We start from the raw sequence: 12,261 nt of genomic DNA, 5'->3' as shown, positions 1-12,261 counted from the left end.
AAATAAATAGTGAGTCACTGGATGAAAAAAGGGAGGATATATCGATATATAAAAGAATAATGGTCAGTTAGATACGACATTTAAATATAAAAACACAGTTTTAAAATCCACCCTCGGAAATTTTGTTGGCATTTTCTACATCGCAACAGGCTTTAATCGAATTAGTTTTATACTTCTTTGGCTTGTAAATTAATCTATTCAATCTAATAAAGCCCAACATTGAGGTTATTTTTATGTGAAAGTTATAAGACATTATGGATAGAATGCTGAAATATTTTCACTTAACGTTAAATGGGCTTTGTATGCTGCAAATACTACATTTTCTTTTGGCTTTGATAATCATCACGCTACTGGCCTTAGCCGCGAGCAATGATCGCAAGCAGATTCGCCTACGGTATATTCTTCAACTTTTAGCTATTGAAATTGCCTTTGCCTACTTTTTACTGCATTCCGACATTGGGCTTGGCGCGATTCAACACTTCGCTGGTTTCTTTGAAACGTTGATGAAATTTGCCGCAATTGGTACCAGCTTCGTATTTGGTAATATGAACGAACAAGGTCTCGCGTTTATATTTCTCAATGTTTTATGCCCGATTGTTTTTGTTTCAGCTTTAATAGGAATATTGCAACATTTCCGGATCTTGCCTTGGGTAATTCGCGGTATAGGTACGGTGCTTTCAAAAGTAAACGGTATGGGAAAGCTTGAATCTTTCAATGCTGTGAGCACCTTGGTTCTCGGCCAATCAGAAAACTTTATCGTCTATAAAGGCGTGATTGCCGATATTTCTCAGCGCCGTATGTATACGCTCGCCGCTACGGCCATGTCGACTGTTTCGATGTCAATCGTCAGCGCATATATGACAATGTTAGAGCCGAAGTTTGTTGTGGCAGCCTTAATACTCAACATGTTCAGCACATTCATTGTTCTTTCCATTATCAACCCTTACCCAACGGGCGATGAGCCTGAGATAAAATTAAATAAGCTACATGATGATCAAAGTTTCTTTGAGATGTTAGGGGAATACATCCTGGCTGGATTTAAAATCGCCATTATCATCGCCGCAATGCTGATTGGTTTTATTGCGCTAATCGCCGCTATTAATGCTTTGTTTACCAGCATATTTAGCGTTAGCTTCCAGGAGATTCTCGGCTATGTGTTCTACCCCCTTGCCTGGCTAATAGGTATTCCAGCGCCGGATGCGCTAAAGGCAGGCAGTATTATGGCGACCAAATTAGTGTCTAACGAATTCGTTGCCATGATCGAGCTTAAAAAAATAGCGATTGATATGTCCCCGCGTGGCCTAGGCATTCTATCGGTGTTTCTGGTCTCTTTTGCTAACTTTGCCTCAATCGGCATTATCGCCGGCGCGATTAAAGGGTTGAATGAAAAACAGGGCAATGTGGTTTCCCGTTTCGGGCTGAAGCTAGTTTATGGCTCTACATTGGTTAGTTTATTATCAGCAACAATCGCTGGTTTAGTGCTTTGATGAAACGGTTGGCCTTAGAGTGCAATGCCTGAAGGCCAGCCATCATTGAAGATTAAAAATCGACACAGACGGGCGCATCAATACGCATTACTGACTCTTGTGAAAACTGCGCCTTGTACTTATCTCTCAGCAAGTTAACCGCGAGATCACTGTCTTTGCTTTCGGCATGAATCAGCATCAGCGCTTTGCTATTTTCTTTTGCTACTATCCCGTCATGCCCCAGCCATTGCCCTTTGGCTTCAAACACGGTTAATCCGTCTTTAAATTTCGGAGTAACCTCTGAGTCAACAAATGATTGCCACTCAGCGGGAGCAATCACCGGGCCTTGCGGGCGATTCATACCGAAATAAAGCGTTGTTTGCACCATAGGAACACCCTGCTGACAAACAGAGGGAACAGCCTTTATCGTAGCCGAATTCGCCGCTGACTCAGGACGTATAACGCATCCGTTTAAAATAAACCCCGAAGCAATTATTCCTAGAATAAAGCCGGCACGCCGACATAAGTAATTTCTGCTGTTATCCATATAGATAGGATTCTCTTTAGAATAGAAAATGACGCTGCATGAAATTAGCATTTAGCGGCTAACTGCTGCAATGGCGAAATCATTACGCCATTACGCCATTACGCCATTACGCCATTACGCCATTACGCCATGCAGAGTTTAAATAATCTAACTCACCCATCAATAGAAATAATAACCAACCACTGTAATACATAGCATAAAACCCCACATCGGATTAATAAATCTAATGCAAAACATACAGGGTTAGAAAATCTCAGTCGCGTTTGAATTGTGCGGCCATTACCCTTGATCTTTTGCCGCCCCCTTGTGTGAAAGACTATGTTACTTAGCGTTCTCTATATTATTGGTATTACCGCAGAAGCTATGACCGGCGCGCTAGCAGCAGGCCGTCGCCAAATGGACATGTTTGGCGTCATTATTATCGCCTCCGCCACGGCAATTGGCGGTGGTTCAGTCAGGGATATGTTGTTAGGGCATTATCCGCTGGGTTGGGTCAAAAATCCTGAATACATCGTTATCGTTGCTATCGCCGCAATAGTAACCACCTGGGTAGCACCTCTGATGCGCCATTTACGTCACCTTTTCCTGGTACTTGATGCTATCGGCCTCATCGTTTTCTCAATTATCGGAGCACAAATTGCGTTAGATATGGGCCATAGCTCTATCATTGCCGCTATCGCTGCAGTCATTACCGGTGTCTTTGGTGGCGTACTTCGCGATATGCTTTGTAACTGTATTCCCTTAGTTTTTCAGAAAGAAATCTATGCTGGAGTATCCTTTGCCGCAGCATGGATTTATATCGCTCTACAGTACACGCCGCTTTCTCATAATTGGGTTGTCATCATTACATTGGTTACTGGCCTGACTGCCCGGCTGCTTGCTTTGCGTTACCGTTTAGGATTACCCGTCTTTAAATATGAGCATCAGGATCATTGATTCTCTGTAGCTGCTAGCGCTCTATAAATTCAAACCCCTTTATTTGATGGTGCGACAACGTAGCTATAAGTTGCCGCACCTCCGAATCAGCGGCAAATGCCATTATTTGTTTTACACGCTTCTTACCTATATTCGCCAAAGATAGCCATTCTTGGTTCGAGCGCCGTAATAAATCTGTCCAGCGTTCTGGATAGTCTTCTTTTTTAGCTAGCTTGGGGAAACCCAACGCCGCCAACCACTCGCCAAACGGCCGCTCTCTTGCTACCTGAAACTGTTGATAAATCGTCTTTGCTTTCGCCGCTCCTATACCTGGTACAGCGGCAATATCATCCGGTGTAAATTCAAGCCATTCAACGAGATTACTCATCAAGCCATGGTCGATAAAGGCCTGCCAAACACCCGTACTAATACCTGCCATATTCAGTCCTGAACGGCTACTTAACCAACTCAAACGGGCAATAAATTGCTCATTACAAGAAGCGGGTTGACGGCGAAAACAGCTTAACGAATGAAATAAAGCGGAATCGGGGGGGTTAACGACATGCCGATTCTCCACTCGCCAGACAACGTTATCCAAGCGAGGGATACCTTGCCCCGCTAACGAAACTGTTATTTGATCGCCGGGAATGACGTCCCAGTACCGCCAGCGTTCAACCGATCCAACATTGACATTTTTCACCCATTTGTCATCCAGCCGAATAGGCTCTAGAGATAAAATAGCGCTGACCTTCCCTGTTCGGCCTATGGTGAAATTAACTGATTTCACCTGCGCGACTTGCTGAAAAGGAGAGTATTTCCAGGCAATAGACCAGTAACCGGGCTGTGATTGCCAATGATGCCCCGCAGGTTCTTGCTCTTGCCGGATAACAATTCCGTCGGTCACAAATGGCAACGGTGATTCAAACCAGCGTTGTCGCCATGCAACAATATCACTCGCTGAAGTGACCGGCATACTGAACTCTTTAGTCAGCGAAAATCCCATCCGCCGTAACTCACGCAGCTTCTCGGTCATAATCGCGGGTCCATCAGGCCATGCCCAAATGAAAATACCTATATCGGACAACAATGCCGAAGGTGACTTTTTCATCATTGCTCCCGCCACCAAAGCCCGGGCATTAATACCGCCAGCTTCTTTCTGTTTATGGTGAGTTACCTTTAGGAAAAGTTCGCCGTGCAGGACCAGTAACGGCGGAGCCTGAGAAATAAAGTGGGGAATTGCAGGTATATATTTCACTTTATCCGTCCAGTTCTGGCCTACTGCACCGTCGCCTCGGCTGATCGCTTGCGTCAGGTTTCCTTGAACATAGGTTAACGTGACCGCGACACCATCAACTTTAGGCTGAACCCAAAGGTTTTTTCGTTCGGCGAGCCATTCAGATAAAGCCCCTTTCCCATGGAGTTTTTTTAATCCCGTATGAGCAACGGGATGAGATAATCTATTCTGCAAACTGATGGTAGGAGAAAGAGCGTTATTAACTCTTTTCTCGGGTATTGCTATGCATCGCACCCAGTGATTGAGCCGATACCTAAGCTGATCGTAAATATCATCTTCAATCAGGCTATTACCCTGTTGAAAATAAGCGACATCCCATTCTTCTAGTTGCTTTTCCAGTCTGGAGATCTCTGTTTCGAATTCGCTGAGCGTCCATGACGGGCAATCTACCGAAGCTGACGATCTGCCATAGAAAATAGAAACCAAGAGCATCCCCAATATGATTAACTTATCCATGTTCTTTCCCTCGCCGTCCTTGGTGAACATGAGTTAATCCGCTAGCAACGAATAATTAAATAGCCCAAAAGTGAAAATGCGGCACATCTCGAAAAATACTTTTTTCGTTACTGCAACAACTTGAAATTGCTGAATCCCCTACGCAAAGTATGTAATTTGAGCTTTTTAAATACGAAACCTTGTAGTGAAATGTGTTGTAACGCTGCATGACGCGGTTAGCCCGTGTATACTGTGCGAAGATTCACACTTCTGCTTTTTATACATCAACCCTAATCAACTGAAACGTCATCATGGTTCAAGGCACGCTATACATTGTTTCCGCTCCAAGTGGGGCTGGAAAATCAAGCCTGATTCAGGCTTTACTGAAAACACAGCCGTTGTACGACACGCAGGTATCCATTTCGCATACTACGCGTGCAAAACGTCCCGGTGAAAATCATGGTGAGCATTACTATTTTGTTTCCGAACAAGAGTTTTGCCAGATGATTGAGGATGATGCCTTCCTTGAGCATGCCAAAGTTTTTGAAAACTACTACGGCACCTCACGTTTGGCCATCGAGCAAACTCTGTCTACCGGCGTTGATGTCTTTTTAGATATTGACTGGCAAGGTGCACAGCAAATTCGTAAAAAGATGCCGGCAGCGCGCAGTATATTTATTCTGCCTCCTTCAAAAGACGAGCTGGATCGTCGTTTACGAGGCCGTGGGCAGGATAGCGAAGAGGTTATTGCCAAACGAATGGCACAGGCCGTCGCAGAAATGGATCACTACGCGGAATACGATTATTTAATCGTAAATGATGATTTCGATTTGGCATTGTCCGATTTGAAAACCATTATTCGCGCCGAACGACTGCGTTTAGACCGCCAAAAACAGCGGCATGACGCTTTAATCAGCAAATTATTGGCAGACTGAACCGAGTTTCAGTATCATGCCCAGTCATTTCTTCACCTGTGGAGTAGCAGAATTATGGCACGCGTAACTGTTCAAGACGCTGTAGAGAAAATTGGTAACCGTTTTGACCTGGTGTTGGTCGCTGCTCGTCGGGCGCGCCAAATCCAGTCTGGCGGTAAAGATGCACTGGTTCCAGAAGAAAACGATAAAGTTACCGTTATCGCACTGCGTGAAATCGAAGAAGGCCTGATCACTAATCAGATCCTTGATGTTCGTGAACGCCAAGAGCAGCAAGAGCAAGAAGCCGCAGAAATTCAAGCGGTTACTGCCATTGCCGAAGGTCGTCGTTAATTAGTAATTAGACTGTGAGTCTGCCTTGTACCTGTTTGAAAGCCTGAATCTGCTGATTCAACGTTACCTGCCAGAGGAGCAGATTAAGCGCCTCAAACAGGCATATCTTGTTGCGCGTGATGCTCACGAGGGTCAGACACGCTCCAGCGGTGAGCCTTATATTACTCACCCGGTTGCCGTGGCCTGTATCCTGGCGGAAATGCGACTCGACTACGAAACCCTGATGGCGGCGTTATTGCATGACGTCATCGAAGACACGCCTGCGACATATCAAGATATGGAGCAACTGTTCGGGAAAAGCGTAGCTGAGTTGGTCGAGGGCGTATCCAAACTCGATAAATTAACCTTCCGCGACAAGAAAGAGGCCCAGGCGGAAAACTTCCGCAAAATGATCATGGCGATGGTGCAGGATATCCGCGTCATTTTGATCAAACTGGCAGACCGCACGCACAATATGCGCACTCTGGGTTCTTTACGCCCAGATAAACGCCGCCGCATAGCTCGTGAAACCCTCGAAATTTATAGCCCTTTAGCCCATCGTTTGGGTATTCATCATTTGAAAACCGAGCTTGAAGAGCTGGGTTTTGAAGCGCTATATCCCAATCGCTACCGCGTCATCAAAGAAGTGGTAAAAGCCGCTCGCGGTAACCGTAAGGAAATGATTCAAAAAATCCTGTCGGAGATTGAGGGTAGGTTAACCGAAGCGGGTATACCTTGCCGGGTCAGTGGACGTGAAAAACACCTCTATTCGATCTATTGCAAGATGAATCTTAAAGAGCAACGTTTTCACTCCATTATGGATATCTATGCTTTTCGCGTCATTGTGAAAGAAGTGGATACCTGTTACCGGGTTTTAGGCCAGGCTCATAGCCTGTACAAGCCGCGCCCCGGCAGAGTAAAAGACTACATTGCCATTCCCAAAGCTAACGGTTATCAATCGTTACATACCTCATTAATTGGCCCTCACGGCGTTCCTGTCGAAGTACAAATTCGTACTGAAGATATGGACCAAATGGCCGAAATGGGTGTTGCCGCACACTGGGCTTATAAAGAACAGGGCGAATCCGGCACCACGGCTCAAATCCGCGCCCAGCGCTGGATGCAGAGCCTGCTGGAATTACAGCAAAGCGCGGGCAGCTCATTTGAATTTATCGAAAGCGTAAAATCCGATCTGTTCCCCGATGAAATTTACGTTTTCACCCCAGAAGGTCGCATCGTCGAACTACCGGCGGGCGCAACGCCGGTAGACTTCGCCTACGCGGTACACACCGACATTGGCCATGCCTGCGTCGGTGCCCGTGTAGACCGCCAGCCTTACCCTCTTTCGCAGGCGCTTAGCAGCGGCCAAACCGTTGAGATTATTACCGCTCCGGGAGCCCGCCCTAACGCTGCATGGCTGAATTTTGTTGTGAGTTCAAAAGCCAGGGCCAAAATTCGTCAGTTGCTGAAAAACCTGAAACGCGATGAGTCCGTTAGCCTTGGCCGACGTTTACTGAATCACGCTTTGGGCAATGGCCGTAAGTTGGCAGATATTTCTCCGGAAAATATCCAGCACGAACTGGATCGCATGAAACTGGCATCGGTAGACGATCTGCTGGCTGAAATCGGTTTAGGCAATGCCATGAGCGTAGTGGTTGCGAAAAATCTACTGGGTGACCCTGCTAATATCGCCGCGTCAGGCACCAGAAAACTGCCAATTAAAGGCGCTGATGGTGTGTTGATTACCTTCGCTAAGTGTTGCAGACCTATTCCGGGCGACCCGATCATTGCGCATATTAGCCCAGGCAAAGGCTTGGTGATTCACCATGAATCCTGTCGGAATATCCGTGGCTATCAGAAAGAGCCAGAGAAATTCATGGCGGTTGAATGGGATAAAGTCACCGAGCAAGAATTTATTGCCGAAATTAAAGTCGACATGTTCAATCAGCAAGGCGCTCTGGCTAACCTAACTGCGGCTATTAATGCGGCTGAATCAAACATTCAGAGCATGAATACAGAAGAGAAAGATGGCCGAATCTACAGCGCCTTTATTCGCCTGACAACGCGAGATCGTATCCATTTGGCGAATATTATGCGTAAAATTCGTATCATGCCGGACGTAGTCAAAGTCAGCCGTAACCGCAATTAAGGCCTATGAATCCCCAACGCTATGCGCGGATTTGTGAAATGCTTGCCACCAGACAGCCGGATTTAACCGTCTGTCTGGAGCAAGTACATAAACCCCACAATGTTTCCGCAATCATTCGTACCGCTGATGCCGTAGGCATTCATCAAATCCATGCAATTTGGCCCACCGCAGAAATGAATACCCTGCTGTCTGCTGCCGCTGGCAGCAATAGTTGGGTTCAGGTTAAAACACATCCCGAAATTAGCGGTGCGGTCCAACATTTCAAAGCCCAGGGTATGCAGATTCTGGCGACACATCTTTCTGATAACGCCGTTGATTTCAGAGAAATTGATTACACTCGCCCAACCTGTATTCTGATGGGGCAGGAAAAAACCGGTATTTCAAAAGAGGCCTTAGCGCTGGCCGATCGCGATATCATTATTCCGATGATCGGGATGGTGCAATCTCTAAACGTTTCCGTTGCCTCTGCGTTGATTCTGTACGAAGCTCAGCGGCAGCGGCAAAATGCCGGAATGTATCAGCGTGCAGCTAGCGTGTTGGATAAAGATGAGCAGCAACGGCTGCTGTTTGAAGGCGGTTATCCGGTTTTGGCACAGGTTGCCAAACGCAAGGGTCTGCCTCCTCCTCATATCGATGAGCATGGCCAGATTATTGCCGAGCCGCAATGGTGGTCTGCTATGCAAGCAACGGAGTCGTAAATGAAAGGCCACCTGCTCGATGCCGTTCCCCTGAGTACACTCTCCGGCGTTGGCGCAAGTCAGGCTGGCAAGTTGGCGAAAATGGGGCTGGAAACCATTCAGGATCTGTTGCTCCATCTACCTCTGCGTTACGAAGACCGCACCCGCCTTTATCGTATCGGTGACCTGCTACCTGGCATTTTTGCAACCGTGGAAGGCGAAGTGCTGCGCTCTGATATTAGCTTTGGCCGCCGTCGAATGCTGACCTGTCAGATAAGCGACGGCAGCGGTATTCTTACCCTACGCTTCTTCAATTTTAACGCTGCGATGAAAAACAGCCTGTCCCCCGGCAAGCATGTTATCGCCTATGGAGAAGCTAAGCGCGGCAACCACGGGCCGGAAATCATTCATCCGGAATATCGAGTACATGGAGAAAATACGGGTATTGAATTACAAGAGTCTCTGACTCCAGTTTATCCCACGACTGAAGGTATTCGTCAGGCAACGCTGCGTAAGCTCATCGATCAGGCACTAGCCTTACTTGATATCAGCGCTATCGCAGAGTTACTGCCGCAGGAACTCAGCCGCACGCTTATCAGTTTGCCAGATGCTATTCATACCCTGCATCGCCCACCAGCAGATATTCAGTTAACCGATCTGGAGCAAGGGAAACATCCGGCACAGCGCCGATTAATATTGGAAGAACTGCTGGCTCATAATCTCAGTATGCTGGCTGTACGGGCGGGAGCACAAAGCTACAAGGCTTTGCCGTTGCTCGCTGAAGAACAGCTAAAGCAACGTTTTCTGGCTAATCTCCCCTTTAAACCAACCTCTGCTCAACAAAGGGTTGTGGGTGAAATTGAACAAGATCTGACTAACCCTTTCCCCATGATGCGATTGATTCAGGGTGACGTGGGCTCGGGTAAAACACTGGTTGCCGCTCTGGCGGCGCTGCGGGCTATCGCTCATGGCAAGCAGGTCGCGCTGATGGCACCGACGGAATTATTAGCAGAACAGCACGCAAATACCTTCCGTCAGTGGTTCGAACCACTGGGGCTGGAAGTCGGCTGGCTGGCTGGTAAACAGAAAGGCAAGGCGCGGCTGGCACAGCAGGAAGCCGTTGCCAGTGGACGGGTTTCCATGGTGGTGGGTACTCACGCTATCTTTCAGGAACAGGTGCAGTTCTCAGGGCTGGCGCTGGTTATTATTGATGAACAACATCGGTTTGGTGTTCATCAGCGTTTGGCGTTATGGGAAAAAGGCGAGGAACAAGGTTTCCATCCTCATCAGTTGATTATGACCGCCACCCCAATTCCTCGCACATTGGCGATGACCGCATATGCTGATTTAGATACTTCGGTTATTGATGAATTACCTCCGGGAAGAACGCCGGTCACTACCGTTGCCATTCCGGATACCCGGCGCAGCGATATTATTGCCAGGGTGAAAAACGCCTGTCTGGAAGAAGGCCGTCAGGCTTATTGGGTCTGCACGTTGATTGAAGAATCAGAATTACTGGAAGCGCAAGCAGCGGAAGTGACCTGCGAGGAGTTGAAAGCAGCCCTGCCGGAGATAAAAGTCGGTTTAGTACATGGCCGAATGAAAGCCGCGGAAAAACAATCGGTTATGCAATCATTCAAACAAGGGGAATTGCAGCTGCTGGTTGCAACCACGGTGATTGAAGTGGGTGTCGATGTCCCTAACGCCAGCCTGATGATTATTGATAACCCGGAGCGCCTCGGTTTAGCTCAGTTGCACCAGCTGCGTGGTCGGGTCGGGCGCGGTGCAGTGGCCTCTCACTGTGTGCTGCTGTATAAAACTCCGCTCAGTAAAACGGCTCAAATGCGCTTGCAGGTTTTACGAGACAGTAACGATGGGTTTGTTATTGCGCAGAAAGACTTGGAAATACGCGGCCCCGGCGAATTATTAGGTACGCGGCAAACCGGTAGTGCAGAGTTCAAAGTTGCTGATTTAATGAGAGATCAGGCTATGTTGCCTGAGGTTCAGCGCATTGCCCGTCACCTTCAACAGCAATATCCTGAAAGTGCAAAAGCGCTGATTGAACGTTGGCTGCCAGAGCGATCTCGCTACACCAACGCTTAAATATTATAAGGGAAAGCCATTGCGGCTTTCCCTTTAAACACCGACTTTAGCCCGCAACTGCTGGGAATATTGGCAGCAACAGATAAAGTTTTATCACAATCGCATTGACGATATCGATGAAGAAAGCACCAACCATTGGCACAACCAAGAATGCCAAATGAGAAGGGCCGAAACGATCGGTAATCGCCTGCATATTAGCGATTGCCGTCGGCGTCGCGCCTAAGCCGAAACCACAGTGACCCGCAGCCAACACAGCCGCATCATAGTTTTTACCCATCACTCGGTAAGTCACAAAGATTGCGTATAGCGCCATCGCCAACGCCTGAACCACCAGAATAACCAGCATTGGTAAAGCCAGGGAAGCCAGCTCCCAAAGTTTGAGGCTCATCAGCGCCATTGCCAAAAACAGCGACAAACTGACGTTACCCAGCACGGAAACCGCACGGTCAAACACCTTGTAAAAGCCAACCATAGCCAGACCGTTGCTAAGGATCACGCCAACAAACAGCACGCAAACAAAGGTCGGTAATTCAAACATTGTGCCCTGTAGCAAGGCTGCAATGTGATGCCCTGCCATCAAACAAATGGCAATCATCGCAATGGTTTCGACCATCACCAACGGCGTAATCAGACGGCCAGTAGATGGTTTTTCAAATGCAGATGGCAGCTCGCTATCTTCCGGTTTTCCATCCGGCGTAGAAGAATGCTTCACCAGATAACGGGCCACAGGGCCGCCGATCAATCCACCTAAAACCAGGCCGAATGTGGCACAAGCCATTGCTACTTCGGTAGCATTTTCAAAACCATAACGCTCGACGAACAGTTTACTCCACGCCGCACCGGTTCCGTGACCACCGGAAAGCGTGATAGAACCCGCCAATAGGCCCATCAAAGGATCTAGCCCCATCAGCTTCGCTAACGCGATACCGATGGCGTTCTGCATTAATAGCAGGCCGACTACCACAAAAACGAATACGCTTAACGCTTTCCCGCCGGCACGCAGGCTGGCCAGATTCGCGTTCAAGCCTATGGTGGCAAAGAAAGTCAGCATTAGCGGATCTTTGAGGGACATATCAAAGCTGATTTCCCAGCCAAGAGTTTTTTGCACTAGCAATAACAGCAGAGCTACCAGCAAACCACCGGCAACAGGTTCGGGAATTGTATATTTAGTTAGGAAGGGAACCGATTGTACGAGTTTACGCCCTAGTAACAGAACCAGTGTGGCCGCTACGAGCGTGCCATAGGTATCGAGATGAAACATCCTGGTACTCCATGTAATTAAAATATCTAATAAAAATATGACGTTAGCCGAATCCTTAAAAAACGCCAAAGCAGGTTAGGGTGGATTAGAAAAAAAAACGCTGAGAATTACAAGTTTGGTGAGATAAAAATGCGAGCAGGCAACAAATGCGTATTTTGAAAAAATCGAAG

Annotated in this window: 10 protein-coding genes; 7 read left to right on the top strand and 3 right to left on the bottom strand. The window is 47.5% G+C overall.

All coding sequences use genetic code 11. The annotated features are described in order from the left end of the window. Positions 1-302: 302 nt before the first annotated feature. Positions 303-1,487, top strand: a complete 1,185-nt coding sequence (locus DBA33_RS13180) for a nucleoside transporter C-terminal domain-containing protein (protein WP_064518324.1) — start codon at positions 303-305, stop codon at positions 1,485-1,487. 52 nt (positions 1,488-1,539) lie between these two features. Here DBA33_RS13180 and DBA33_RS13175 read toward each other — a convergent pair whose 3' ends face one another. Further along, positions 1,540-2,013, bottom strand: coding sequence for a DUF3574 domain-containing protein (locus DBA33_RS13175; RefSeq protein ID WP_064514628.1), 474 nt, complete (start codon positions 2,011-2,013; stop codon positions 1,540-1,542). 318 nt (positions 2,014-2,331) lie between these two features. Between DBA33_RS13175 and DBA33_RS13170 the strand changes: the two genes are divergently transcribed. After that, positions 2,332-2,949, top strand: a complete 618-nt coding sequence (locus DBA33_RS13170; RefSeq protein WP_049601436.1) for a trimeric intracellular cation channel family protein — start codon at positions 2,332-2,334, stop codon at positions 2,947-2,949. A gap of 13 nt (positions 2,950-2,962) precedes the next feature. Here DBA33_RS13170 and ligB read toward each other — a convergent pair whose 3' ends face one another. Beyond that, positions 2,963-4,678, bottom strand: a complete 1,716-nt coding sequence (ligB, locus tag DBA33_RS13165; protein ID WP_120806639.1) for an NAD-dependent DNA ligase LigB — start codon at positions 4,676-4,678, stop codon at positions 2,963-2,965. A 290-nt stretch (positions 4,679-4,968) separates the two neighbouring features. Between ligB and gmk the strand changes: the two genes are divergently transcribed. From gmk to recG, 5 genes are read left to right on the top strand one after another with little or no spacing between them, the layout of a single operon-like run. After that, positions 4,969-5,592, top strand: coding sequence for a guanylate kinase (gene gmk, locus DBA33_RS13160; protein ID WP_049601430.1), 624 nt, complete (start codon positions 4,969-4,971; stop codon positions 5,590-5,592). 54 nt (positions 5,593-5,646) lie between these two features. Continuing rightward, positions 5,647-5,922 (top strand): DNA-directed RNA polymerase subunit omega, encoded by a 276-nt coding sequence (gene rpoZ, locus DBA33_RS13155; protein ID WP_004392061.1) that lies wholly within the window; start codon positions 5,647-5,649, stop codon positions 5,920-5,922. 25 nt (positions 5,923-5,947) lie between these two features. Beyond that, entirely contained in the window at positions 5,948-8,050 is a 2,103-nt protein-coding gene (spoT, locus tag DBA33_RS13150; protein ID WP_064514632.1) for a bifunctional GTP diphosphokinase/guanosine-3',5'-bis pyrophosphate 3'-pyrophosphohydrolase, read from the top strand. Between the two features lie 5 nt (positions 8,051-8,055). Continuing rightward, the gene (gene trmH / locus DBA33_RS13145) at positions 8,056-8,748 is read left to right on the top strand and encodes a tRNA (guanosine(18)-2'-O)-methyltransferase TrmH (protein ID WP_120806610.1); all 693 of its coding nucleotides are present in this window, start codon (positions 8,056-8,058) and stop codon (positions 8,746-8,748) included. Further along, positions 8,749-10,830 carry an ATP-dependent DNA helicase RecG gene (gene recG, locus DBA33_RS13140; RefSeq protein ID WP_064514636.1) on the top strand — a complete coding sequence of 694 codons (2,082 nt, stop codon included), beginning with the start codon at positions 8,749-8,751 and terminating at the stop codon, positions 10,828-10,830. Positions 10,831-10,876: 46 nt separating this feature from the next. Here recG and gltS read toward each other — a convergent pair whose 3' ends face one another. Then, entirely contained in the window at positions 10,877-12,091 is a 1,215-nt protein-coding gene (gltS, locus tag DBA33_RS13135; protein ID WP_064514638.1) for a sodium/glutamate symporter, read from the bottom strand. Positions 12,092-12,261: the final 170 nt, after the last annotated feature.

This window comes from Yersinia sp. IP36721 (assembly GCF_003634395.1).
Taxonomy (GTDB): domain Bacteria; phylum Pseudomonadota; class Gammaproteobacteria; order Enterobacterales; family Enterobacteriaceae; genus Yersinia; species Yersinia entomophaga.
The sequence above is the reverse complement of the archived record's forward strand: the minus strand, read 5'-3'. Positions and strand labels throughout refer to the sequence as shown.